The following is a 25,279-nucleotide window of genomic DNA, read 5'->3' on the forward strand; positions in this document are numbered from 1 at the left end:
ATACACCCTCATAACCAAATCGGGTTTTGAGAGTGGGTCCCCCCGGGCCCGCTCTTTTTTGTTACCGCATGGTCCACAGCGAGGCAGAGGCGGCCCACACCGCCAGCACGACGGAAGACGAGCCGCGGCTGATTGTCGAGCCGGGCCTGCCGGCGCGCGTCGCCGCGATCGTCGAGCCGGTGCTCGGACAGCTCGGCTTCCGCCTGGTGCGCGTGCGCGTCTCCGGCGCCGAGGGCTGCACCGTGCAGATCATGGCCGAGCGGCCGGACGGTTCGATGACGGTGGAGGACTGCGAGGAGGTGTCGCGGGCGCTGTCGCCGGTGCTCGACGTCGCCGACCCGATCGACCGCGCCTACCGGCTGGAGGTCTCTTCGCCGGGCATCGACCGGCCGCTTGTGCGCAAGTCGGATTTCGACCGCCACGCCGGCCATCTGGCGCGCATCGAGATGACCATTCCGGTGAACGGCCGCAAGCGTTTCCGCGGCCAGATCGCCGGCACGCAAGGACAGGCCGCGCGCCTGATCCGCGACGACGTCGTGGCCGGCGAAGAGGCCGAGGTGCTGTTGCCGATCGAGGACATGGGCGAAGCCAAGCTCGTGCTCACCGACGCGCTCGTCACCGAAGCCCTGCGGCGCGAGAAGGCGGCCAAGCGCGAAGCGCGCGCGGCCAAACGCGAAGAGAGACGCGAAACCAGACATTCCCGGCAACGGCCGCAAAGGCCTGCCGTCAAAGGAGGAGAGTGAGCTATGGCTGTCAGCGCCAACCGGCTCGAACTGCTGCAGATCGCCGATGCGGTCGCCCGCGAAAAATCCATCGATCGCGGCATCGTCATCGCCGCGATGGAGGACGCCATCGCCAAGGCGGCGCGCTCGCGCTACGGCGCCGAGACCGACGTGCACGCCGAGATCGAGCCGAAGACCGGCGACCTCCGCCTCACCCGCCACATGCTCGTGGTCGATCAGGTCGAGAACCCGTCCAACCAGATCACCGTCGACGCCGCGCGCAAGCATCATCCCGCCGCGCAGGTCGGCGACACCATCGCCGATCCGCTGCCGCCGCTGGAATACGGTCGCATCGCCGCGCAGTCGGCCAAGCAGGTGATCGTGCAGAAAGTGCGCGAGGCCGAGCGCGACCGGCAATACGCCGAGTACAAGGATCGCATCGGCGACATCGTCAACGGCATCGTCAAGCGCGTCGAATACGGCAACGTCGTCGTCGATCTCGGCCGCGGCGAGGCCATCGTGCGCCGCGACGAATTGCTGCCGCGCGAAGTATTCCGCAACGGCGACCGCATCCGCGCCTATATCTACGACGTGCGCCGCGAGCCGCGCGGACCGCAGATTTTCCTCTCGCGCACGCACCCGCAGTTCACCGCCAAGCTGTTCGCGCAGGAAGTGCCGGAAATCTACGACGGCATCGTCGAGGTGAAGGCGGTCGCCCGCGATCCGGGCTCGCGCGCCAAGATCGCCGTGATCTCGCGCGATTCGAGCGTCGACCCGGTCGGCGCCTGCGTCGGCATGCGCGGCTCGCGCGTGCAGGCCGTGGTGAACGAATTGCAGGGCGAGAAGATCGACATCATCCCGTGGTCGCCGGACATCGCCACCTTCGTGGTGAACGCGCTGGCGCCGGCCGAAGTGGCCAAGGTCGTGCTCGACGAGGACCGCGAGCGCATCGAGGTCGTGGTTCCGGACCAGCAGCTGTCGCTGGCGATCGGCCGCCGTGGCCAGAACGTGCGGCTTGCCTCGCAGCTCACCGGCTGGGACATCGACATCCTCACCGAACAGGAAGAGTCCGAGCGCCGTCAGGCCGAGTTCGAGAGCCGCACCAAGATTTTCGTCGATGCCCTCAATCTCGACGAAGTGGTCGGCCAGTTGCTCGCCTCGGAAGGTTTCGGCTCGATCGAGGAACTCGCACTCGTCGACGAGAAGGAAATCGCCTCGATCGAAGGTTTCGACGAGGACACCGCACGCGAGTTGCAGGAGCGCGCGCGTGAATACCTGGCGCAGCAGGAGGCCGAGCTCGATGCCAAGCGCGTCGAACTGGGCGTCGAAGACGCGCTCAAAGACGTGCCCGGCATCACCACCAGAATGCTGGTCAAGCTCGGCGAGAACGGCGTCAAGACGGTCGAGGATCTCGCCGGCTGCGCCACCGACGACCTCACCGGCTGGACCGAGCGCAAGGACGGCGAAGCCAAGCGCGAGCCGGGGTTCCTCGACGGCATCGAGATCACGCGCGAGGACGCCGAGGGGCTGATCATGCAGGCCCGCCTGATGGCCGGCTGGGTCACCGAGGCGGAATTGAACCCGCCGGCTGAGGCGACCGAGGGCGAAGAAGCCCCGGCAGAGGCCTGAGGCAAGGGAGAACGACCGTTTGATGCTGGCTGTGGCGCAGGACAATGAACTCGACCGCGGGGCTTCGGCCCCGGGGACCGAACGCACCTGCGCCCTGTCGCGCGAGGTCAAGCCGGTCGACGGGCTGATCCGCTTCGTCGTCGGTCCCACCGGCGAGGTGGTGGCCGACGTCAAGCGCAAGCTGCCCGGCCGCGGCCTGTGGATCACCGCCAACCGGGCGGCGATCGAACAGGCGGTCAAACGCAACGTTTTCGCCCGTGGCTTCAAGCGGGAGGTCCGCGCCGCCGCCGATCTGGCCGAGCAGACCGAACGGATGCTGGAACGCGCCGCCCTCGATGCCCTGGCGATGGCCGCCAAGGGCGGGACGGTTGTTGCCGGATACGCCAAGGTCGAGGCGGCGCTGGCAGGGGGCGACATCCGCGCCCTGATCCATGCCGCGGACGGGGCCGACGACGGCAAACGCAAGCTGAACGGCGCTCTCCAGCGCAATATCGAGGACGGGGAACGCGAAATTCCCGTCATCGACGATTTTTCGGGCGCCCAATTGGATTTGGCACTGAACCGCCCAAATGTGGTACATGCAGCCCTGCTTGCCGGGCCCGGGAGCGAGACTTTCCTCGCTCGCGTTGCACGCTATGTGCGTTTCCGGACCAACGCTTCGATCGCAGCGGTTCGCGCAGATGTGCCGACAACACACGTGCCGACACAGGGCTCGTAAGGACGAAAGTACGGAATGACTGAGACAAAGAATCCAGGCGAAAAGAAACTCAGCGTGGGCGGGCCGAAGCTGACGCTCAAGCCGCGCACCGAGACCGGCGTCGTGCGCCAGAGCTTCAGCCATGGCCGCAGCAAGCAGGTCGTGGTGGAGACGGTGAAGCGTCGCACCATCGCGCCCGGCGCCGCGCCCAAGCCCGAGCCGGTGCCCGAGCCGCCGAAGAAGGCCGCCGCCGCGCCGGTTGCGCGCGCGCCTGCGCCGGAAGCGCCGAAGAAGCCATCCGGCGTCGTGCTGCGCACGCTGACCGAGGAAGAACGTAACGCGCGCGCCCACGCGCTCGCCGACTCGCGCGTCCGCGAGGCGGAAGAACGCAAGCACGCCGAAGAAGAGGCCAAGCGCCGCGCTACTCAGGAAGTGCACGACCGCGTCGAGCGCGAAGCCGCTCTCGCGCGCAAGCGTGACGAGGACGAGCGCCGCAAGCACGACGAAGAAACCAAGCGTAAGGCCGACGAGGTCGCCAAAAAGCGGCTCGGCGGCGAGACCACCGAAACGCGCCGTCCCGGCGTCACCGCTCCGGCGGCGCCTGCCGCGCGGCTTACGCTCGAGGCCGAGGAGGAAGAGGCGCCCGCACGCCGTCGTGGCGCCCCCGGCCGTCCGGTCACCCCGCCGCGTCCGGCGCCGCGCACCGGCGCCGAGAAGCAGCGTGGCCGCCTGACGCTGGTCAATGCGTTGAGCGCCGACGAAGTGCGCGAGCGTTCGGTCGCATCGTTCCGCCGCCGCACCCAGCGCCTCAAAGGTCACGCCTCGAACGAGCCGAAAGAGAAGCTCATCCGCGACGTGACGATCCCGGACGCGATCACGATCCAGGAACTCGCCAACCGCATGTCCGAGCGCGCCGTCGACGTCATTCGCCTGCTGATGAAGCAGGGCCAGATGGCGACGATCAACGACGTCATCGACGCCGACACCGCGCAGCTCATCGCCGAAGAAATGGGCCACAGCGTTCGCCGCGTGTCGGAATCGGACGTCGAGGAAGGCCTGTTCGACGTCGCCGACGCGGACGAGACGCTGCAGTCGCGCGCCCCGGTCGTGACCGTCATGGGTCACGTCGACCACGGCAAGACCTCGCTGCTCGACTCGATCCGTTCGGCCGACGTGGCCGCGGGCGAGGCCGGCGGTATCACGCAGCACATCGGCGCCTATCAGGTCAGCGGGCCGTCGGGCGGCAAGATCACCTTCATCGACACGCCCGGCCACGCCGCCTTCACGGCGATGCGCGCGCGCGGCGCCAAGGTGACCGACATCGTCATCCTGGTGGTGGCGGCCGACGACGGCGTCATGCCGCAGACGGTCGAGGCCATCCATCACGCCAAGGCGGCGAAGGTGCCGATCATCGTCGCCATCAACAAGATCGACAAACCCGACGCCAATCCGACCCGGGTGCGCACCGAGTTGCTGCAGCACGAGATCCAGGTCGAATCGCTGGGCGGCGAGGTGGTCGACGTCGAAGTTTCGGCGACGCAGAAGACCAATATCGACAAGCTGCTCGAGATGGTGCTGCTGCAGTCGGAAATCCTCGACCTCAAGGCCAATCCCGACCGGCCCGCCGAGGGCACGGTCATCGAGGCCAAGCTCGACCGCGGACGCGGTCCGGTCGCGACCGTGCTGGTGCAGCGCGGCACGCTCAAGGTCGGCGATCTGGTCGTGGCCGGCGCCGAATGGGGCCGCGTACGCGCGCTCGTGTCCGACACCGGCGAGACCATCGGCACCGCCGGCCCTTCGATGCCGGTCGAGGTGCTTGGCTTCTCCGGCACGCCCGACGCCGGCGACCGTCTGGCCGTGGTCGAGAACGAGGCCCGGGCCCGCGAGGTCACCGAGTATCGTGCGCGCCAGAAGCGCGAGAAGTCCGCTGCCCGCTCCACCGGTATGCGCGGCTCGCTCGAGCAGATGATGGCGCAGGCCAAGACCTCGGGCCGCAAGGAATTCCCGCTGGTGATCAAGGCCGACGTGCAGGGCTCGCTCGAAGCGATCGTCGGCGCGCTGGAGAAACTCGGCACCGAGGAAGTCGCGGCGCGCGTGCTGCATTCCGGCGTCGGCGGGATTTCCGAGAGCGACGTCACGCTGGCGGAAGCCTCGGGCGTGCCGATCATCGCCTTCAACGTCCGCGCCAACAAGGAAGCGCGCGAGGCCGCCGAGCGTGCGGGCATCGAGATCCGCTATTACAACATCATCTACGACCTCGTGGATGACGTGAAGAAAGCGATGTCGGGGCTGCTGCCGCCGACCTTGCGCGAAACCACGCTCGGCAACGCGCAGATCCTGGAAGTCTTCAAAGTGTCGAAGGTCGGCAACGTGGCGGGCTGCCGCGTGACCGACGGCACCGTGGAGCGCGGCGCCAATGTCCGGCTGATCCGCGACAACGTCGTCGTCCACGAAGGCAAGCTCTCGCAGCTCAAGCGTTTCAAGGACGACGCCAAGGAAGTCGGCGCCGGCATGGAATGCGGCATGGCCTTCGAGAACTACCAGGACATGCGGCAAGGCGACGTGATCGAATGCTACCGGGTGGAGACGATTCAACGCTCGCTGTGAGTCCAAGTCTCGCACGCGCGTTCAGAACCGCTTCGCCTTAACACCAACACCGACCTGCCCCGTGCAAGAGCGCGAAGCGCGTCTTTTCGCTAGCGCGGGGCATCCAGTACGCCGCCGTGGCGGCGAGTACTGGATCGCCCGCTTTCGCGGGCGATGACGACAGAGATTTATTGATGAGCAAGCATAAGAACCATCGCGAACAGACGCCGGGCGGCTCGCAGCGGCAGTTGCGCGTCGGCGAACTGGTGCGGCACGCCGTCGCCGAGATGCTGATGCGCGGCGACGTGCACGATCCGGTCATCGAGGGCCATCTCATCACCGTGCCCGAGGTGCGCATGAGCCCGGACCTGCGGCTCGCCACCATCTACGTGATGCCGATGGGCGGCCGCGACGCCGGCGAAGTCGTCGCCGCCTTCGAGCGGCACAAGAAATTCCTGCGCGCGGAGATCGCGCACCGCATCAACCTGAAATTCGCGCCCGACATCCGTTTCCGCGTCGACGAACGCTTCGACGAAGCCGAACGCATCGACAAGCTCCTGCGGTCGCCCGAGGTGCAGCGCGACCTGGAGCAAGGGGACGACGAGTGACCGACAACGAGATCGACAGCGTGGCGCCGCCGCCGCTCGCCGAAGCAGAGGCGCCGGCGACGCCCCGTCCCGAAGGCGGCCGCAAGCCGCCCAAGAGGCAGTTCAAGCGCGACAAGCGCGACGTCCACGGCTGGGTGGTGCTGGACAAGCCGGTCGGCATGACCTCCACGCACGCCGTCAGCGTCATCAAGCGGCTGTTCTCGGCCAAGCGCTGCGGCCATGCCGGCACCCTCGACCCGCTCGCGTCCGGCGCGCTGCCGATCGCCATGGGCGAAGCGACCAAGACCGTCCCCTTCGTCATGGACGGCCGCAAGCTCTACCGCTTCACCGTCCGATGGGGCGAGGAGCGCGACACCGATGACGCCGAGGGCCGGGTGACGGCGACCAGCGAGGCTCGGCCGAGCCCGGAGGCCATCCAGGCCGCGCTACCCGCCTACCTCGGCACCATTCAGCAGGTGCCGCCGCGCTATTCGGCCATCAAGATCGAGGGCGAGCGCGCCTACGACCTTGCTCGCGACGGCGAGGTCGTTGAATTACAGGCGCGGCCCGTGGAAATTGTCCGGCTCGAGCTGGTCGAGGTCCCGGACGCCGACCATGCCATCCTGGAGGCCGAATGCGGCAAAGGGACCTATGTCCGCTCGCTGGCCCGCGATATCGGCCGGGCGCTCGGCTGCTACGGCCACGTCAGCGCCCTGCGGCGGACTGCCGTAGGGCCGTTCGCCCCGGAAAGCATGATTTTGCTGGAAGATTTGGAGGCTCTGTGTCATAGAGCCGCGGCCGGCGAGGCTAGCCTCGCCGACGCGCTGATGCCCGTTGAGACCGCGCTGGACGACATCCCGGCGGTGGCCGTCAACAGGGCCGATGCGGCGAGGCTGTCCAGAGGCCAAGCCGTTCTTCTGCGCGGAAGGGACGCTCCCAATTTTCACGGCACGGTTGCCGTGACGGTGGCAGGCCAGCTTCTGGCCCTCGCCGACTTCGAGCGCGGCGAGATCGTCCCCAAGCGCGTGTTCAACCTGGCCGGCGTCGTTGGACGTGCCCGGCCGCCAGTGAAAGGATGACCGATGTCGGTTACCACCAGCCGCAAGGCTGAAGTGATCAAGGAATTCGCCCAGAAGCCGAACGATACCGGTTCGCCGGAAGTGCAGGTGGCGATCCTGTCGGAGCGGATCAACAATCTGACCGGCCACTTCAAGACGCACGCGAAGGACAACCACTCGCGGCGCGGTCTGCTCAAGATGGTGAGCCAGCGCCGCACGCTGCTCGACTATCTGCGCCGCACCAACGAGGCGAGCTACAAGCAGCTCATCGAGAAGCTCGGCATCCGCCGCTGATTTCTCTTATCCCGCGCGGGCGCGATCTTGCCCCGCGCGTTTGTGCAGCGTTCACGCGTTCAGTGATGCGTAGACGCTGATTGCCCCGACGGCGATAAGCGCCGCCGGACATTGAAAGCGGGACGGCGGCATGGGGCCGCCACCCGCGCCAGGCAAGGTTCGAGCCGCCATGGCAGGATCGCAAGACGCTCGTTCGCTTCCGCGTATCGACTGATACGCAAGCGACAGCGTCTTGCCGTCTTGCTCATGGCGCCCGGAGATTGCCCGAAACCATGAGAGACAAACGAAATGTTCGATATTCATCGCGTTGAGCTCGACTGGGGCGGCCGCAAGCTGACCCTCGAGACCGGCCGCATGGCGCGTCAGGCCGACGGCGCCGTGCTCGCCACCTACGGCGAGACCACCGTGCTCGCCACCGTCGTGGCCGCGAAGCAGCCGCGTGAAGGCGTCGACTTCCTGCCGCTCACCGTCGACTACCAGGAGAAGTTCTACGCCGCCGGCCGCATTCCCGGCGGCTATTTCAAGCGCGAGGGCCGTCCGACCGAGAAGGAGACCTTGGTCTCCCGCCTCATCGACCGTCCGGTGCGTCCGCTGTTCGCCGACGGCTGGCGTTGCGAGACGCAGGTCATCATCACCACACTGTCGCACGATCTCGAGAACGATCCCGACATCCTCGCGATGGTCGCCTCGTCGGCGGCGCTGACGTTGTCCGGCGCGCCGTTCATGGGCCCGATCGGCGCCGCGCGCGTCGGCTTCGTCAACAACGAATACGTGCTCAACCCGCAGCTCGACGAGATGCCGGAGAGCCAGCTCGACCTCGTCGTCGCCGGCACCAACGAAGCCGTGCTGATGGTCGAGTCGGAAGCCAAGGAGCTGTCCGAGGAGATCATGCTCGGCGCGGTGATGTTCGGTCACCGCCACTTCCAGCCGGTGATCGAGGCGATCATCAAGCTCGCGGAGAAGGCGGCGAAGGAGCCGCGCGAGCTGACGCTGCCCGACAATGCCGCGCTGGAAAAGGAAATCCTCGGTCTCGCCGAGAAGGACCTGCGCACCGCCTATTCGATCCCCGTGAAGCAGGAACGCTACAAGGCGGTCGGCGCGGTAAAGGAAAAGGTGATGGCGCACTTCTTCCCCGAAGGCGCCGAGCCCGCTTACGACAAGCAGCGCGTCGCCGGCGTGTTCAAGGAACTTGAAGCCAAGATCGTCCGCTGGAACATCCTCGACACCTCGAAGCGCATCGACGGCCGCGATCTCAAGACCGTGCGCCCGATCAAGGTCGAGGTCGGCGTGCTGCCGCGCACCCACGGCTCGGCGTTGTTCACCCGCGGTGAGACGCAGGCGCTGGTCGTGACCACGCTCGGCACCGGCGAGGACGAGCAGTGGATCGACGCGCTGCAGGGCACCTACAAGGAAGCGTTCCTACTGCACTACAACTTCCCGCCCTACTCGGTCGGTGAGACGGGCCGCCTCGGCGGCACCAAGCGCCGCGAGATCGGCCACGGCAAGCTCGCCTGGCGCGCGATCCATCCGGTGCTGCCGTCGAAGGAGGAGTTCCCCTACACCATTCGCGTGGTGTCGGAGATCACCGAGTCGAACGGCTCGTCGTCGATGGCCTCCGTCTGCGGCGCTTCGCTGGCGCTGATGGACGCTGGCGTGCCGCTCAAGCGGCCGACCGCCGGCATCGCCATGGGCCTCATCCTCGAGGACAAGCGTTACGCCGTGCTGTCCGACATCCTCGGTGACGAGGACCATCTCGGCGACATGGACTTCAAGGTGGCAGGCACCGATGGCGGCATCACCTCGCTGCAGATGGACATCAAGATCGCCGGCATCACCGAGGAGATCATGAAGGTCGCCCTCGGCCAGGCGAAGGACGGCCGTCTGCACATCCTCGGCGAGATGGCCACGGCCCTGACCGCGGCCCGCGCCGAGCTCGGCGAGCACGCGCCGCGCATCGAGATGTTCAAGATCCCGACCGACAAGATCCGTGAAGTGATCGGCACCGGCGGCAAGGTGATCCGCGAGATCGTCGAGAAGACCGGCGCCAAGATCAACATCGAGGACGACGGCTCGGTGAAGGTCGCCTCCGCTTCGGGCGACTCGATCAAGGCGGCGATCAACTGGATCAAGTCGATCGCCTCCGATCCGGAAGTCGGCCACATCTACGAAGGCACGGTCGTCAAGGTGATGGACTTCGGCGCCTTCGTGAACTTCTTCGGCGCCAAGGACGGCCTCGTGCACATCTCGCAGCTCGCGGCCCATCGCGTGCAGAAGACCTCCGACGTCGTCAAGGAAGGCGACAAGGTCAAGGTCAAGCTGCTCGGCATGGACGAGCGCGGCAAGGTGCGCCTGTCGATGAAGGCGGTCGATCAGACGACCGGCGAGGACCTCGAAGGCAAGCAGAAGGGCGACCGCGAGTCGCAGCCGGCCGAAGGCGCGGCGGAGTAAGCCTCACGCTATCGAATGCAAAAGGGCGGCCCTCGGGCCGCCCTTTTTATTTTGCGCGCACCGCCTGCGTGACGATTTCGCCGAGCGCGTCGAAATCCTCCCTGCGCGGCGAGGTGCGGCGGAACGCCAGCCCGATGACGCGGCCGGGCTCGGGCGCGGCGAAGCGCGTGAGCTTCACGCGCCCATCGCGCACCTCGACGTCGGCGGCAATCTCCGGCACCAGCGTGACGCCGTAGCCGTTCGCCACCATCTGCATCACCGTGGTAAGCGACGTGGCGCCCAATCCGGCCGCGGCGTCGCGCCGCTTGGTGGCGCAGAACGCGAGCGCCTGATCGCGCAGGCAGTGACCTTCCTCGAGCAGGATCAACCGGCGCTGGTCGACGTCGCCGATGGTCAGCCGCCGCTTCGGCAGCGGCTCGGCCGCCGGCGCGGCGAGCAGGAAGCGGTCGTCGAACAATGGTTGCGTCTCGGCGTCGTGGGCTTCGATCGGCAGCGCCAGCAACAGACAGTCGAGCGTGCCGGCGACGAGCTCGTCGACCAGCACTTGCGTCTGCGTCTCGCGTACGTCGAGGCGCAGCGCCGGATAGCGCCGCTGCAGCAGCGGCAGCACGCGCGGCAACAGATACGGCGCCAAGGTCGGGATGATGCCGAGCTTCAGCGGTCCGGACAGCACGTCGCGGTGGCGGGCGAAATCGACGAGGTCGCGCGTGGCGGCGAGGATGCGCTCGGCGCGCCGCGCCACTTCCAGACCGATCTCGGTGACGGCGATCTCGCCCGGCCGGCGCTCGACCAGATCGGCGCCCAGCTCGCGCTCGAGCTCGCGGATCTGCATCGACAGCGCCGGCTGGGTGACCGCGCATTCCTCGGCGGCCTTGCCGAAGTGACGATTGCGCGCAAGCGCGGTGAGATAACGCAACTGACGCAGGGTAATCATGTGTTTATGCCTGCGATAAGCTAACCTTATCGCGTAATCCAATCAATACGATTGGACCTGATCGACAGCGCTTCATATAAGCGCCGCAGGGCCGCGCCACAGTCGCGGCGATTGCCGGCTTTTGGCGCGTGCAGGATTCAGCGGAGGAACCGATCCATGGATGCAAAGACCGACGAGGGCAAATGCCCGTTCACAGGCGGCAAGCGCGGACACACGAACCGCGAGTGGTGGCCCGACGCGCTGAGTCTGGAAATGCTTCATCGGAACTCGTCGCTGTCCGATCCGATGGACAAGGACTTCGACTACGCCAAGGAGTTCGCGACCCTCGATCTCGACGCGGTGATGAAAGACCTGAAGGCGCTGATGACGGATTCGCAGGCGTGGTGGCCGGCGGACTTCGGCCATTACGGCGGCCTGATGATCCGCCTGGCGTGGCACAGCGCGGGCACCTACCGCATCACCGACGGCCGCGGCGGCGCCGGCGCCGGACAGCAGCGCTTCGCGCCGCTGAACTCGTGGCCGGACAACGTGCTGCTCGACAGGGCGCGCCGCCTGCTGTGGCCGATCAAGCAGAAATATGGCCGCAAGATCTCGTGGGCCGACCTGATGGTGCTGGCCGGCAACGCCGCGCTCGAATCGATGGGCTTCAAGACGTTCGGCTTCGCCGGCGGCCGCAAGGACGTATGGGAACCGGAAGAGCTGTACTGGGGTCCCGAAGGCTCGTGGCTGGGTGACGAACGCTACAGCGGCGAACGACAGCTCGCCGAGCCGCTCGCCGCGGTGCAGATGGGCCTCATCTACGTCAACCCGGAAGGTCCCAACGGCAAGCCGGACCCCCTCGCGGCGGCCAAGGACATCCGCGAGACGTTCTTCCGCATGGCGATGAACGACGAGGAAACCGTGGCGCTGATTGCCGGCGGCCACACCTTCGGCAAGACCCATGGTGCCGGCGATCCGTCGCTGGTCGGTCCGGCGCCGGAAGCGGCGGCGCTCGAGGATCAGGGCCTCGGCTGGAAGAGCAAGTTCGGCAGCGGCATCGGCGGTGACGCGATCGGCAGCGGCCTCGAAGTCACCTGGACCCAGACGCCGACGACCTGGGACAACAACTTCTTCGAGACCCTGTTCAAATACGAATGGGAGCTGACCAAGAGCCCGGCCGGGGCCTATCAGTGGCAGGCGAAGAACGCCGGCACCATCACGCCGGATGCGCACGACAAGTCAAAGAAGCATGTGCCGACCATGCTCACCACCGACCTGTCGCTGCGCTTCGATCCGATCTACGAGAAGATCTCGCGGCGCTTCCTGGCGAATCTGGACGAATTCGCGGACGCCTTCGCCCGCGCCTGGTTCAAGCTCACGCACCGCGACATGGGTCCGCGCGTCCGCTATCTCGGCCCGCTGGTGCCGAAGGAAGTGCTGATCTGGCAGGACCCGGTCCCCGCCGTGGATCACAAGCTGATCGACGACACGGACATCGCGGCGCTGAAGGCGAAGATCCTCGCTTCGGGCCTCACGGTGCCGCAGCTTGTCTCGACGGCGTGGGCCTCGGCCTCGACCTTCCGTGGCTCCGACAAGCGCGGCGGCGCCAATGGCGCACGCATCCGTCTCAGCCCCCAGAAGGACTGGGAGGTGAACGAGCCGGCGCAGCTCAAGACGGTGCTGGCCAAGCTCGAAGAAATCCAGAAAGGCTTCGGCAAGAAGGTGTCGCTCGCCGACCTCATCGTTCTCGGCGGCTGTGCCGCGATCGAGAAGGCGGCGAAGGACGCCGGCACCAGCGTAACGGTGCCGTTCGCGCCGGGCCGCACCGACGCGTCGCAAGACCAGACCGACGTCGAGTCGTTCGCGCCGCTCGAGCCGCGCGCCGACGCGTTCCGCAACTACATCTCGGGCAAGCGGCAGTTCATGCAGCCTGAAGAGGCGATGGTGGACCGCGCGCAGTTGCTGACGCTGACCGGGCCGGAAATGACCGTGCTCATCGGCGGCCTGCGCGTGCTCGGCGCCAATGCGAACGGCGCCAAGCACGGCGTCCTCACCCGGCGCGTCGGGCAACTGACGAACGACTTCTTCGTCAACCTGCTCACCATGGCCAACGAATGGGTGCCGGCCAAGGACGGCACCTACGAGGGCCGCGATCGCAAGACCAAGGATCTGAAATGGACCGCGACGCGCGTCGACCTGATCTTCGGCTCGCACTCGCAGTTGCGCGCCTTCGCCGAGGTCTATGCCTGCGCCGACTCGCAGGACAAGTTCGTGAAGGACTTCGTCGCCGCATGGACCAAGGTGATGAACGCCGACCGCTTCGATCTGGTCGGCGCCGGAACACAGAAGGCGGCGTAAGATTTACACAGCGCTGAAATAAGACGGCCGGGGGAAACCCGGCCGTTTTTGTTTACCCTCCCCCTTCTGGGGAGGGTAAGTAAGAAGTCACTGCCCGCTCTCCACCTGCCCGCCGGCGGCCTTCAGCGCCTCGGGCTGCGGCATGGCGATGACGTTGTAGCCACTATCGACGAAATGAATTTCGCCGGTGACGCCGGTCGACAGATCGGAGCACAGGTAAAGCCCGGCACCGCCGAGATCCTCCAAACTCACGCCGCGGCCGAGCGGCGAATATTTCTGCTGGAACGCGAACATGTAGCGCGCGTCGCCGATGCCGGCGCCGGCGAGCGTGCGGATCGGCCCGGCGGAGATGGCGTTGACGCGGATCTTCTGGTGGCCGAAGTCGACCGCCAGATAACGCACCGACGCTTCCAGCCCCGCCTTGGCGACGCCCATGACGTTGTAGTTGGGCATGGCGCGGTCGCCGCCATTGTAGGTGAGCGTCACCATCGCGCCGCCGTTCGGCATCAGCGCCGCGGCGCGCCTGGCCGCTTCGGTGAAGGCGTAGCAGGAGATCACCATCGTGCGCACGAAGTTCTCGCGCGTGGAATCGGCGTAGCGGCCCTTCAGTTCGTTCTTGTCGGAGAAGGCCACCGCGTGCACGAGGAAGTCCATCGTGCCCCAGCGCTGCTTGATCCCGTCGAACACCGCGTCGACCGAGGCAATATCCTCGACGTCGCACGGCATGACGAATTGCGAGCCGATAGACTCCGCGAGCGGCTTCACGCGCTTGGCCAGCGCATCGCCCTGATAGGTGAAGGCGAGCTCGGCGCCGTGCGCCGCGAGTGTCTTCGCAATTCCCCAAGCGATCGAATGATCGTTGGCGACACCCATCACCAACCCGCGTTTGCCCTGCATCAGCCCCGGCATGGTTCAAGCCTCTCGTTCGTCATGCCCGGCCTTGTGCCGGGCATCCACGTCTTCCTTTGGTCCGACGCTGCAAAGACGTGGATGGCCGGGACGAGCCCGGCCATGACGCCGTTGGCAGGCCCCGTATCGGCTAAGCATCCAGCCGCTTGAGCACCAGCGACGCGTTGGTGCCGCCGAAGCCGAACGAGTTCGATAGTACGGCGCCGATCTTCACGTCGTCGCGGCGCTCGCGCACGATCGGCATGTCCTCGAAGGCAGGGTCGAGGTTCCTGATGTTGGCGCTCTCGCAGATGAAGCCGTTGTTCATCATCAAGAGCGAGTAGATCGCTTCCTGCACGCCGGCGGCGCCGAGCGAATGGCCTGACAAAGATTTGGTCGCGGAGATCGGCGGGCACTTGTCGCCAAACACGGCGCGGATCGCCTCGATTTCCTTGGCGTCGCCGACCGGCGTCGCGGTGGCGTGCGGGTTGATGTAGTCGATCGGCGCCTTGCAGCTATCGAGCGCCATCTTCATGCAGCGCTGCGCGCCCTCGCCCGACGGCGCGACCATGTCGTAGCCGTCGGAGGTCGCGCCGTAACCGGCGATCTCGGCGTAGATCTTCGCGCCGCGCGCCTTGGCGTGCTCGAGCTCTTCGAGCACGAGGACCCCAGCGCCGCCGGCGATGACGAAGCCGTCGCGGTCCTTGTCGTAGGCGCGCGAGGCGGTCTGCGGCGTGTCGTTGTACTTCGACGACATCGCGCCCATGGCGTCGAACAGGTTGGACATGGTCCAGTCGACGTCTTCGCAGCCGCCGGCGAACATCACGTCCTGCTTGCCCCACTGGATCATTTCGGCGGCGTTGCCGATGCAGTGGTTCGACGTCGCGCAGGCCGAGGCGATCGAGTAGTTCACGCCCTTGATCTTGAACCAGGTGGCGAGGGTCGCCGAGGCGGTGGAGGACATCGCCTTCGGCACCGCGAACGGGCCGATCCGCTTCGGGCTCGAGTTCTTGCGGGTGATGTCGGCGGCATCGACGATGGTCGAGGTGGTCGGACCGCCCGAGCCCATGATGATGCCGGTGCGCGGATTGGAGATGTCGGTCTCCTCGACGCCGGAATCGCGGATCGCCTGTTCCATGGCGATGTGGTTCCAGGCGGCGCCGCGGCCAAGGAAGCGCATGGCGCGGCGATCGATCATGGTTTCGGCGTCGATCTGCGGCATGCCGTGCACCTGGCAGCGGAAGCCGAGCTCGGCGTATTTGTCGGCGCGGGAGATGCCGGATTTCGCCTCGCGGAGGCTCGCCAGGACTTCCTGCGTATTGTTGCCGATCGATGAGACGATGCCCATGCCGGTGACGACGACGCGTCGCATGCCATTAGACCCTTATCGCTGCCGGAGTTTGCCTTTTGCCGCCCGGGAACAGATTGACCCGCGACGGCACTTTCGCAAGACCCCGATTCATGACCGCTGAGCCGCCGATCAACCGCCGGCCGGCGACAAGGCTTCATCTTGCTTGAACAGGCCGACCTTCAGGTCGCTGGCGCGGTAAATTACGGTGCCGTCGGCCGAGAGCCAGCCGTCGGCGATGCCCAGCACGAGCTTCGAGCGCATCACGCGCTTGAAGTCGACGCCGTAGATGACCTTCTTCACCGTCGGCAGGACCTGGCCGGAGAATTTGAGTTCCCCGAGACCCAGCGCGCGGCCCTTGCCCGGCGCGCCAAGCCAGCCGAGGAAGAAGCCGACCATCTGCCAGAGCGCGTCCAGGCCGAGGCAGCCCGGCATCACCGGATCGCCCTTGAAATGGCAGGCGAAGAACCAGAGGTCCGACTTCACGTCGAGTTCGGCGCGGACCATGCCCTTGCCGTGCTCGCCGCCCTGCTCGGAAATCTCGGAAATGCGGTCGAACATCAGCATGGGCGGCAACGGCAACTGGGCGTTGCCGGGGCCGAAAAGTTCACCGCGGCCGCAAGCCAGCAAGTCCTCGTATTCGAAACTGTGTCGCCGCTCAGTCATAGGCCATGGGTTCCCGCTCGGGACCGAAAGCCCAGCCCCATCGGCCAACTCGTAACACACCGAAATCGGCGGGCAAAGGTGCCGCCGAAAGGTGGTTTCGGACAACGTGCCGCGACAAAAAGCAGCGAAATGACTGGCGGAACCGCTGGTGCGACGGAGTTGCATCTGCAGGTCCGGATCGTATATGTTGCAGATGAAACAGTTTTTCGGCCGGCCCTTCGGAGACCGGCTTTTGGGCGTAAATAATGAACCCGCTCCGTAATTTCCGGCTTCCGGTTGCGACGGCTCCCGCGAGCCACACCGATCTTACCGGCTGCCCGTGGCACGATGTGAAAGCCATGCTGCGTCAGGTCGGCTTGCGGCCGACCCGGCAGCGCATGGCGCTCGGCTGGATCCTGTTCGGCAAGGGCGACCGCCACCTGACCGCGGAAGTGCTCTACGAGGAGGCGACGCGCGCGAAAGTGCCGGTGTCGCTGGCGACGATCTACAACACGCTGCACCAGTTCACCGAAGTCGGCCTGCTGCGGCAGATCGCCGTCGACGGCTCGAAGGCCTATTTCGACACCAACGTGTCGACGCACCACCACTTCTTCATCGAGGGTTCTGACGAGGTCCTCGATATCCCGAATGCCGAGGTGGTCGTCGGCCGGACCCCGGCGCCGCCGGAGGGCTACGAGGTGGCGCGCGTCGACGTCGTCGTGCGGCTGCGCAAGAAAGACTGAATTTCAGCGATTTTCGTCAGCTGCGGCGGCCGGGCTTTTGCCCGGCCTTTTGCTTGACGGATATCAGTCCACCTTCTCGTTCGGATAGGCGCCGTAGAGCCGATCCTGGCGGATGTAGCCGCTGAAGCCTTTGCCGCTGAACTGGCACCACTGCCCGTCGCACGACTTGAGCGCGCCGAGCACGCCGGACTGCAGGCGCGCGACGACGGCCGAGGTCTTGTCCGCGCTCTCGTAGAGAGGAACCAGTTCCGAGTTGAGCCGCGGCACGACGATAGCGGTGCGCTTGCCCGACAAAAGCGAGTGATAGACCCAGCCTTCGGCGCCTTCCCAATCGCGGATGCGGCGCCAGTTCTCGTACTCCGCGGTGATCTCCACCGGCATGCCGACGCGGGTATAGACCCAGCGCACGTCCTGGTCCTTGTTCGGCCCGCCGCGCACATTGACGCGATCGGATTTGAGGCTGACGAAGCGCGGGATCGGCAGCCCGCTGACCGAGCCGACGCCCATGTCGCCGGCGGCGCGCACCGCGACCGGGGCGACGGCCAGGACAATGGCCGTAACGAGGCCGGCGATGATTGCGCGGGCGCTTTGTGTTGTCACGGCCATCTGATAGGGAAAGGCGGAATTTCGTGCTTGCGGTGCTGAAAAGCAGTGTGGGCGACGAGGGTTAATGAGGACTGAATCGGCGTCCGCATTCGGTGGTAGCATTGCGCCGATAGCTCATGATTGAGGCATCATGGCCAAGAGCAAGAAGCCGCTGGTCGTCGTCACGCGCAAGCTGCCCGACAGCGTCGAGCTGCGCATGCGCGAATTGTTCGACGCGCGGCTCAATGTCGACGACAAGCCGATGAGCGCGGCGCAATTGGCGGAGGCGGTGAAGACCGCCGACGTTCTGGTGCCGACGGTGACCGACGAGATCGACGCGTCGGTGCTCAGCAAAGCGGGCGAGCAGTTGAAGCTCATCGCCAATTTCGGCAACGGCGTCGACAACATCGACGTCGCCAGCGCCGTGCAGCGCGGCATCACCGTCACCAACACGCCCGGCGTGCTGACCGAGGACACCGCCGACATGACCATGGCGCTGATCCTCGCCGTGCCGCGCCGACTGGTCGAAGGCGCCGGCGTCCTGATCGGCGACAAGGATTGGGCCGGCTGGTCGCCGACCTGGATGCTCGGCCACCGCATCTGGGGCAAGCGCCTCGGCATCATCGGCATGGGCCGCATCGGCCAGGCGGTGGCGCGCCGCGCCCGCGCCTTCGGCCTGCAGATCCACTATCATAACCGCCGCAAGGTCGCGCCGAAGATCGAGGAAGAGCTCGACGCGACCTACTGGGAGAGTCTCGATCAGATGCTCGCCCGCATGGACATCATCTCGGTGAACTGTCCGCACACGCCGGCGACCTATCACCTGCTCTCGGCGCGCCGCCTGAAGCTGTTGCGGCCGCAGACCTACATCGTGAACACGTCGCGCGGCGAGGTGATCGACGAGAACGCGCTCGCGCGCATGCTGGAGGCGGATGAGATCGCCGGCGCCGGCCTCGACGTGTTCGAGCACGAGCCGGCGGTCAATCCGAAGCTCGTGAAGCTCGCGCGTGCCGGCAAAGTTTTGCTGCTGCCGCACATGGGCTCGGCGACCCTCGAAGGCCGTACTGACATGGGCGAGAAGGTGATCATCAACATCCGCACCTTCATGGACGGCCACCGGCCGCCGGATCGCGTGCTGCCGAGTATGTTGTGATTGGCCTCGTACCGAGCGCTGAACTTATAATCGCAGATGGACTCGGCTCTGAACAAGCCTAATCAAATTCACCGGCAACAGAACCGCGTGCAGAATCAGAACAGGGGTGATGTGCGCGCACAGCGCATACGTTGCGAAAAGAACATTGCTGAGTAAGGCCACAAGACGCAGCGAGATCATGCCGTTCATGCAGAATGTGGCGAGTACGGCGATAGAAGCTGCATAGCCGAGCAGATTGACCCAGCTCATCTTACGCTCCCGTAGGCAGGCACAGGGGCTGGTGCGGCAAGTTCCTCGAATTCGTGGGCTGCGACCACCGCGCCATCGTCGCCCCTGAGCGCGGTCGCGCGCTGCAAGGCACGTTTGCGGTACGATGGATTTGACAGAATTTCCTGCGCTGCGGTGCGGATGGTGGCGACGTCAGCGTCGCCCGGTAGGGCCCGGCCAACCCCCCATTCTTGCATGGTTTCGGCAATACACGGCTGATCGTGTGCAAGGCCAGGCAGGACAATCATCGGCACGCCGTGGCGCAGCGCACGCATCGCCGTGCCGTGGCCGCCATGGGTCACCGCCAAGGCTGCGTGTTGCAGGATGGGGTCATGGGCGGCGTAGTTGAGGACGCAGGCATTGGCCGGCGCTTTCAATTCATCAGTCGCGACGATGCCGCCCGTTGTGACTACCACATGCACCGGCAGGCCGCGGAGCGCGTCGAGGCAACGTTGAAACTTATCCGGCGCGCGCTGCTCGAATCCGGTGCTGAAACTGATCAGCACCAGAGGCGTTGGATCGTCGGCAGTCCAAGGTAGCGGCGTGGGAACGGCGACTTTCTCGTCTTCCAGTACCGGACCGACATGGCGCACGCTGTCCCAACCGGCCTCAGGAGCGGCATCGAAAGATGCCGCGGCGGTCACAACTATACGGTCGGCCGCGCGCCACAGCACATCAAGTGGTGGCAGGCTGCCTAAGCCTGCCTGTTGCCGCATGCCGTCGAGGCGCGCGATTATCTGGCGCCAGCGGTCGAGCTGACGGAAGACGAAGGTGTGGCAGGCGATGGCTGTCGGCAGGCTAAACGTCGGTGCCTCTACCAAGGCAGCAGGAAACATGGCATCGATAATGACGACATCGGGTGCTTCGGCGGCAACGATCGCTCTTGCCTCATGGCTGACCGCCGCTGAGGTCAGATAGCAGGCGGCTTTGGTCATCGGGCTACCTTGAGGGTAGCGGTCGACTTGCGCATAGGCCTGCTTGAATTCGATCGTCGGAAAGCCGGCAGCTTCCACGCGCGGCACCATTTCCGGGCGGCCGGCAAACGTGACGGTGTGACCGCGCTCGGTGAGCGCGCGGGCGATGCCGAGGCTAGGCGGCAGATTACCGCCGCCCGACCAGTTCAACCACAGATAACGTGCCATCGGAATTCTCCGTAAGTGTCACTGCCGTGATCATTTCTATGGCGGCGGCTTGCGTCGCCGATCGCGAAAGGCCCAAGTCGCGGCGCAGGATTTTCCAGGCGTAAACGTCGGTCGCCACCGCCAGGCAATTGAACAGTTGCGCTCGCGCGGCGCCTTGGCGTGCCTTGAGTTGGGGCGCGAACACGCTTTTGATCCAAACATGGTGGTTGGCGCGCCCCTGATCGAGCAGCGGCTTGAGCGCCGGGTTCTTGTCCTCATTGGCGAGGTTGCGGACGACCAGATCGCCGATCGTCTCGTAGATATCGAAGATCGATTTCACCGCCGCGACGACGTCACCCGGCGGCGACGGCGCGAAGCCGCCCGGCCGGTCGGCGACGAAAGGCGAGTCCTTCTTGGTGAAGTGGTCGAGCGCCTCGATGATCAAATTGTCCTTGCTCTTGAACGCCCGCAGCACCGTCTGCACCGTGGTGCCGGCGCGTTGGGCGACTTCGTCCAGCGTGAATTCGTCGATCGGCCGCTCGCGATAGAGGTGCATCACGCTTTCGCAGATGCGTTCCCGGGTCGCCTCGGCCTTGGCCGAGCGGGCGGTCATCACGTAATGGCGCTTCTTCTTTTTCATGTTAGTTTGACTATCACCAATATTATTTGATGTCAATGCCACTAACGCGAAAGATACGGCGGGCCTGGCGACGCTGTAACGGCGCCTCACGCGTAGCCACCCTCGTCCGCGAAGGCGGACGATCCAGCAAATGCTGGCCTTTCGGTGATTATTGGATGCCCGTCGGACCCTTGTCCGACCCCGCTTCACGCGGACCCGTTGGCCGCACGACGGCCACCCGCGGCTACTTGTAAATCGACAAATCCTTGATCGTCGGCTTCTCGCCCGACAACGGATTTCCCGGGTCCCACGCATAGCTCAGCGTCTCGAAGCGCATCGAGCGCGCATCGATCATCAGCAGCCGGCCGACGAGGTTCTCGCCGAAGCCGACGATCTCGCGGATCACCTCGAGCGCCATCAGCGAGCCGAGCACGCCCGGCAGCGCACCGAGCACACCGGCTTCGGCGCAAGCGGGGATCGAACCCGGCGGCGGCGGTTCGGGGAACAGGCAACGATAGGTCGGGTTCGGCGTGCCATCGGATTGGCGTTCGTGCGCGCGGATCGTCGTCAGCGAGCCGTCGAAGGTGCCGAGCGCTGCGGTGATCAGCGGCTTCCTTCCAAAATAGCAGGCGTCGGACACGAGATAGCGCGTAGCGAAATTATCCGAGCCGTCGACGACGATGTCGTAGCGCGCGATGAGGTCGAGCGCGTTGCGCGCATCGAGCCGCACACCGTGGGTCTCGACCGCGACATGCGGATTGAGCCGCGTCACCGCCTCGCCGGCGCGCGCCGCCTTCGGCGCGCCGATGTCGCTGGTGCCGAAGATCACCTGCCGCTGCAGGTTGGACAGCGAGACAACGTCGTCATCGACGATGCCCAGGGTGCCGACGCCGGCGGCGGCGAGATACATCAGCACCGGCGCCCCGAGCCCACCCGCGCCTACCACAAGGACGCGCGCTGCTTTCAGCTTGGCCTGGCCGGGGCCGCCGACGTCGCGCAGCACGATGTGGCGGGCGTAGCGTTCGAGTTCGGAAGGGTCGAGCATGGGGGCCAACCTAGGGCGGCGGACCGCGCCCTGCCAGCCCCGGACCCCGTTCACCGCGTTTCCAGGCCGCCCGCCGGACGCCTTGCCCGCCCCCGGGGCTCGGCTAATGTCAGGGGTCTGGACATGGTTAGGGCGGCGTTAATGGCCAAGCGATGTGGTCCGGGACTGATGGCGGCGGCCTTGCTGCTTGCCAGTGGCGGCGCTTTGGCACGCGATCTCGCCGCCGATGCGCCCTATCCGCTGCCGCCGGAAGCGGCAGCCGCGCCGGCCCATCCCAAGCCGCAGCGCGCGCATGCGGCGGCGGTGCCGCTGCCGCCGGCCGCACCGCGGGCGGCCAGTGCAGCGCCAGCCGAAACGACCGCGGCGATCCCGCTGCCGAAAGTCGCTCCGCAGAGGCCGGCGGCCGTGCCGGCTGCGGCAGCGCCCAAACTCGCGTCACTGCCGCCGCCGAAACCCGAAATGAAGCCGGCGCCCGTCACGAAGGACAACGACGTCTTCGCCGGCATCGCCGCCGGTGAGCGGCTGAAGCTCCAGGCCTCGCTGCTGTGGGCCGGCGACTACACCGGCGCGACCGGGTCGGACGACCCGATGCTCACCGCCGTCAAGAACTTCCAGAAGCGCATCAAGGCCAAGATCACCGGCGTGCTCACCGCCGACGAGCGCGCGCGCCTGATCGCCGCGGCAAAATATCACGACGATGCCTTCGGCTGGACCGTCGTCACCGATCCGGCAACCGGCGTTCGCATCGGCCTGCCGGCGAAGCTGGCGCCGCAGGCGCACGACACCGCGCAGGGCACGCGCTGGTCGTCGAAGCACGGCGAGGTGCGGGTCGAGACCTTCCGCATCAAGCGGCCGGATTTGAAACTCGCGGCGCTGTTCGAGACGATGAAGCACGAGCCGGCGAGCCGGCGTGTCGAATACAGCGCGCTGCACGACGACGGCTTCGTCATCGGCGGCCTGCAGGGGCTGAAGAACTTCACCGTCCGCGCCAAGATGCGCGACGGCGAAGTACGCGGCTTCACCATGAGCTATGACCAGGCGATGGAAACGATCGTCGCGCCGGTGGTGGTGGCGATGGCGAGCGCCTTCACGCCATTCCCCAGCCGCAGCGCGCCGTTCGCCGCGCCGGCCAAGACCGTCGATTACGGCACCGGCGTCGTCGTTTCGGCGCGCGGCCACATCGTCACCGCTGCAGGAATCGTGGACAACTGCCAGGTGCTGCTCGTATCGGGCCTCGGCAATGCCGAGCGCATCGCCGATGACAAGGCGCACGGACTGGCGCTGTTGCGCGTCTATGGCCGGCGCGACCTCCACCCGGTGGCGCTGACCGCCGATGCGCAGGCCGGCGACGCCCAGCTGATCGGCATTCCCGATCCGCGCGAGCAGAACGGCCGCGCCGCGTTGACGGAGGTGAAGGCGCGGCTGACGCCGACGCGCGGCATCGAATTGCGTCAGCCGGCGCCGATGGCCGGCTTCGCCGGCGCCGCCGCCGTCGATGCGCAGGGTCACTTCGCCGGCATCGCCGAGATGCGCAACACTGTGGTGGCCAGCAACGAGCCGACGCTCGCGCCTGTGCGGCTCGTCGGTAGCGCGGCCATCCGCGATTTCCTGACCGCGCAGGGCGTCACGCCAAAGGCTGCATCCGGCGACGCGAAGGACGCGGTTGTGCGTATTATTTGCGTGCGGAAGTAGCTATCGCTGCTTCCAGTCCGGCTTGCGCTTCTCGACGAAGGCCGTCATGCCTTCCTTCTGATCCTCGGTCGCGAACAGCGAATGGAAGATGCGCCGCTCGAAGCGCACGCCTTCGGCGAGTGACGACTCCTGCGCCGCGTTGACCGCTTCCTTGCCGGCCATCACCGACGGCAGCGACATGCCGGCGATGGTCTCCGCGACCTTCATCGACTCGTCCGTCAGGCTCGCCGCAGGCACCACGCGTGCGACAAGGCCGGCGCGCTCGGCTTCCGCCGCGTCCATCATGCGGCTGGTGAGGATGAGATCCATCGCCTTGGCCTTGCCGACGGCGCGGGTGAGCCGCTGCGTGCCGCCGATGCCGGGAATGACGCCGAGCTTGATCTCCGGCTGACCGAACTTCGCCGTGTCGGCGGCGATGATGAGGTCGCACTGCATGGCCAGCTCGCAGCCGCCGCCGAGCGCGAAGCCGGCAACCGCGGCGACCACCGGTTTGCGCGTGCGCGCGAGGCAATCCCAGTCGGCGCAGAAATCGCCGCCGTAGACATCCATGAAGGTCTTGTCCGCCATCTCCTTGATGTCGGCGCCGGCGGCAAAGGCCTTCTCATTGCCGGTGACCAGCATGCAGCCGATGTTGGCGTCGGCTTCGAAGGCCGCGACCGCTTGCGTCAGTTCGGCGATCAGCGCGCGGTTGAGCGCGTTGAGCGCGTTCGGCCGATTAAGGCGGATGACGCCGACGCGGCCTTTGCTCTCGACGATGATGTTTTCGTACGCCATGCGTTCCCTCTCGGAGTGACGGCTATTTCTGACACGACGGGCAATAGAACGTCGAGCGCCCGGCTTGCACGATGCGCTTCACCGTGCCCTTGCAGCCGGCGGGACAGGGTTTGCCCTCGCGGTCGTAGACCAGGAAGGTATGCTGGAAATCGCCGAGCGAGCCGTCGGTGCGGCGATGGTCGCGCAGCGACGAGCCCCCGGCCTTGATGGCATCGTTGAGCACCGCCTTGACGGCTGTGACCAGCACCTCGGCGCGCTCGTTCGGGCGGCCAGCGCGGTCGGCGATGGTCGAGGCGCGCCGCTTTGGCGACAGCCGCGCGCGGAACAGCGCTTCGCAGACATAGATGTTGCCGAGCCCCGCGACCACGCGCTGATCGAGTAGCGCCGCCTTGAGCGATGTCTTCTTGCCGGCGCAGGCCTGCGCCAGCATCGCCGCGTCGAATGCGTTGCCGAGCGGCTCGGGGCCGAGGCCGCGCAGTAGCGGCTCCTGATCGATGTTCGAGCGCGGCACCAGCTTCATCGAGCCGAAGCGGCGCGGATCGTTGTAGGTGATCGTCTGGCCATTCGACATATGGAAGACGACGTGATCGTGCGCCGTGCTCTTCGATTTCTCGTGATAATAGACGCCGGGCTTCGCGTCCTTGCCGATGCGGAACGAGCCCGACATGCCGAGATGCATGACGAGCACGTCGCCGGACGAGAGATCGGCGGTGAGGTACTTGGCGCGGCGGCCGAGCCCATCGACCGTCTTGCCCTCGACGCGCTTCTCGAAGTCCCTGGCGATCGGCCAGCGCAAACCGCGATGTCGCACCTCAACCTTGTCGACGCGCGCGCCCTCCATTGCGGGGGCAAGTCCGCGGCGGACGGTTTCGACTTCGGGGAGTTCAGGCATGGTCAATCCGTCGGGGCAGGCTTCGTGTCCCGGATGCGGCGCAGCACGTAGCGAAGCGAAGTGGTGCGACGCTGATCCGGGACCGTTCGAATTCCGCCTTTGTAACGGTCCCGGGTCGGCAGTGCACCGTTACGCTTCGCTCCACGCTGCACTGCGCCCGGGACACGGAAACACACATAGCCTCCCCGCCCGGCCCGCGCTATGGTCCTGCCCGC

Annotated in this window: 23 protein-coding genes; 12 read left to right on the top strand and 11 right to left on the bottom strand. The window is 66.4% G+C overall.

Annotated features, from left to right (window positions below; translation table 11 throughout):
• Positions 1–68 precede the first annotated feature (68 nt).
• The 8 genes from rimP to pnp all read left to right on the top strand — a co-directional run bounded on the left by rimP (position 69) and on the right by pnp (position 10,021).
• Positions 69–743 carry a ribosome maturation factor RimP gene (gene rimP / locus VGV41_RS04705; RefSeq protein WP_326862506.1) on the top strand — a complete coding sequence of 225 codons (675 nt, stop codon included), beginning with the start codon at positions 69–71 and terminating at the stop codon, positions 741–743.
• A 3-nt stretch (positions 744–746) separates the two neighbouring features.
• Entirely contained in the window at positions 747–2,351 is a 1,605-nt protein-coding gene (gene nusA, locus VGV41_RS04710; protein ID WP_326862507.1) for a transcription termination factor NusA, read from the top strand.
• Positions 2,352–2,373: 22 nt separating this feature from the next.
• Positions 2,374–3,069, top strand: a complete 696-nt coding sequence (locus VGV41_RS04715; protein WP_326862508.1) for an RNA-binding protein — start codon at positions 2,374–2,376, stop codon at positions 3,067–3,069.
• A gap of 15 nt (positions 3,070–3,084) precedes the next feature.
• The gene (infB, locus tag VGV41_RS04720) at positions 3,085–5,655 is read left to right on the top strand and encodes a translation initiation factor IF-2 (protein ID WP_326862509.1); all 2,571 of its coding nucleotides are present in this window, start codon (positions 3,085–3,087) and stop codon (positions 5,653–5,655) included.
• 173 nt (positions 5,656–5,828) lie between these two features.
• Positions 5,829–6,242 (top strand): 30S ribosome-binding factor RbfA, encoded by a 414-nt coding sequence (gene rbfA, locus VGV41_RS04725; protein ID WP_326862510.1) that lies wholly within the window; start codon positions 5,829–5,831, stop codon positions 6,240–6,242.
• Entirely contained in the window at positions 6,239–7,300 is a 1,062-nt protein-coding gene (truB, locus tag VGV41_RS04730) for a tRNA pseudouridine(55) synthase TruB (RefSeq protein WP_326862511.1), read from the top strand. Before rbfA ends, truB begins: the two co-directional genes overlap by 4 nt.
• Before the next feature lie 3 nt (positions 7,301–7,303).
• Entirely contained in the window at positions 7,304–7,573 is a 270-nt protein-coding gene (gene rpsO, locus VGV41_RS04735) for a 30S ribosomal protein S15 (RefSeq protein WP_326862512.1), read from the top strand.
• Between the two features lie 288 nt (positions 7,574–7,861).
• The gene (pnp, locus tag VGV41_RS04740; protein ID WP_326862513.1) at positions 7,862–10,021 is read left to right on the top strand and encodes a polyribonucleotide nucleotidyltransferase; all 2,160 of its coding nucleotides are present in this window, start codon (positions 7,862–7,864) and stop codon (positions 10,019–10,021) included.
• Positions 10,022–10,067: 46 nt separating this feature from the next.
• Here the strand turns inward: pnp and VGV41_RS04745 are convergent, their stop codons facing one another.
• Positions 10,068–10,955 carry a hydrogen peroxide-inducible genes activator gene (locus VGV41_RS04745; RefSeq protein WP_326862514.1) on the bottom strand — a complete coding sequence of 296 codons (888 nt, stop codon included), beginning with the start codon at positions 10,953–10,955 and terminating at the stop codon, positions 10,068–10,070.
• A 156-nt stretch (positions 10,956–11,111) separates the two neighbouring features.
• Between VGV41_RS04745 and katG the strand changes: the two genes are divergently transcribed.
• A complete protein-coding gene (gene katG / locus VGV41_RS04750; protein ID WP_326862515.1) occupies positions 11,112–13,292 on the top strand; it encodes a catalase/peroxidase HPI in 2,181 nt (726 codons plus the stop codon).
• Positions 13,293–13,379: 87 nt separating this feature from the next.
• Here katG and fabI read toward each other — a convergent pair whose 3' ends face one another.
• From fabI to fabA, 3 genes are all read right to left on the bottom strand, one after another.
• Positions 13,380–14,201 (bottom strand): enoyl-ACP reductase FabI, encoded by an 822-nt coding sequence (gene fabI / locus VGV41_RS04755; RefSeq protein WP_326862516.1) that lies wholly within the window; start codon positions 14,199–14,201, stop codon positions 13,380–13,382.
• A 130-nt stretch (positions 14,202–14,331) separates the two neighbouring features.
• Complete coding sequence (gene fabB / locus VGV41_RS04760; RefSeq protein ID WP_326862517.1) at positions 14,332–15,552, bottom strand: beta-ketoacyl-ACP synthase I; 1,221 nt, start codon at positions 15,550–15,552, stop codon at positions 14,332–14,334.
• Positions 15,553–15,660: 108 nt separating this feature from the next.
• Complete coding sequence (gene fabA / locus VGV41_RS04765) at positions 15,661–16,194, bottom strand: 3-hydroxyacyl-[acyl-carrier-protein] dehydratase FabA (RefSeq protein ID WP_326862518.1); 534 nt, start codon at positions 16,192–16,194, stop codon at positions 15,661–15,663.
• Positions 16,195–16,439: 245 nt separating this feature from the next.
• Between fabA and irrA the strand changes: the two genes are divergently transcribed.
• Positions 16,440–16,916: an iron response transcriptional regulator IrrA gene (gene irrA, locus VGV41_RS04770; protein WP_326862519.1), complete on the top strand. Its 477-nt coding sequence runs from the start codon at positions 16,440–16,442 to the stop codon at positions 16,914–16,916.
• Between the two features lie 63 nt (positions 16,917–16,979).
• Here irrA and VGV41_RS04775 read toward each other — a convergent pair whose 3' ends face one another.
• The gene (locus VGV41_RS04775) at positions 16,980–17,522 is read right to left on the bottom strand and encodes an SH3 domain-containing protein (protein WP_326862520.1); all 543 of its coding nucleotides are present in this window, start codon (positions 17,520–17,522) and stop codon (positions 16,980–16,982) included.
• Positions 17,523–17,652: 130 nt separating this feature from the next.
• On the opposite strand from VGV41_RS04775, the gene VGV41_RS04780 reads away from it, so the two are divergent.
• The gene (locus VGV41_RS04780; RefSeq protein ID WP_326862521.1) at positions 17,653–18,654 is read left to right on the top strand and encodes a D-glycerate dehydrogenase; all 1,002 of its coding nucleotides are present in this window, start codon (positions 17,653–17,655) and stop codon (positions 18,652–18,654) included.
• Positions 18,655–18,678: 24 nt separating this feature from the next.
• On the opposite strand, the gene VGV41_RS04785 is transcribed toward VGV41_RS04780, so the two are convergent.
• From VGV41_RS04785 to VGV41_RS04800, 4 genes are all read right to left on the bottom strand, one after another.
• Positions 18,679–18,903, bottom strand: coding sequence for a hypothetical protein (locus VGV41_RS04785; RefSeq protein WP_326862522.1), 225 nt, complete (start codon positions 18,901–18,903; stop codon positions 18,679–18,681).
• Complete coding sequence (locus VGV41_RS04790) at positions 18,900–20,063, bottom strand: glycosyltransferase (RefSeq protein ID WP_326862523.1); 1,164 nt, start codon at positions 20,061–20,063, stop codon at positions 18,900–18,902. Before VGV41_RS04790 ends, VGV41_RS04785 begins: the two co-directional genes overlap by 4 nt.
• Positions 20,023–20,682, bottom strand: coding sequence for a TetR/AcrR family transcriptional regulator (locus VGV41_RS04795; RefSeq protein WP_326862524.1), 660 nt, complete (start codon positions 20,680–20,682; stop codon positions 20,023–20,025). Before VGV41_RS04795 ends, VGV41_RS04790 begins: the two co-directional genes overlap by 41 nt.
• A gap of 223 nt (positions 20,683–20,905) precedes the next feature.
• Positions 20,906–21,706, bottom strand: coding sequence for a molybdopterin-synthase adenylyltransferase MoeB (locus VGV41_RS04800; RefSeq protein ID WP_326862525.1), 801 nt, complete (start codon positions 21,704–21,706; stop codon positions 20,906–20,908).
• A gap of 141 nt (positions 21,707–21,847) precedes the next feature.
• On the opposite strand from VGV41_RS04800, the gene VGV41_RS04805 reads away from it, so the two are divergent.
• A complete protein-coding gene (locus VGV41_RS04805; protein ID WP_326862526.1) occupies positions 21,848–23,398 on the top strand; it encodes a serine protease in 1,551 nt (516 codons plus the stop codon).
• Here VGV41_RS04805 and VGV41_RS04810 read toward each other — a convergent pair whose 3' ends face one another.
• A complete protein-coding gene (locus VGV41_RS04810; RefSeq protein WP_326862527.1) occupies positions 23,399–24,172 on the bottom strand; it encodes an enoyl-CoA hydratase in 774 nt (257 codons plus the stop codon).
• A 22-nt stretch (positions 24,173–24,194) separates the two neighbouring features.
• Positions 24,195–25,064 carry a bifunctional DNA-formamidopyrimidine glycosylase/DNA-(apurinic or apyrimidinic site) lyase gene (gene mutM, locus VGV41_RS04815; RefSeq protein ID WP_326862528.1) on the bottom strand — a complete coding sequence of 290 codons (870 nt, stop codon included), beginning with the start codon at positions 25,062–25,064 and terminating at the stop codon, positions 24,195–24,197.
• Between the last annotated feature and the right edge of the window lie 215 nt (positions 25,065–25,279).

The sequence above is a fragment of the Pseudolabrys sp. genome, assembly GCF_035943735.1.
In the GTDB taxonomy this organism is placed as follows: Bacteria; Pseudomonadota; Alphaproteobacteria; order Rhizobiales; family Xanthobacteraceae; genus Pseudolabrys.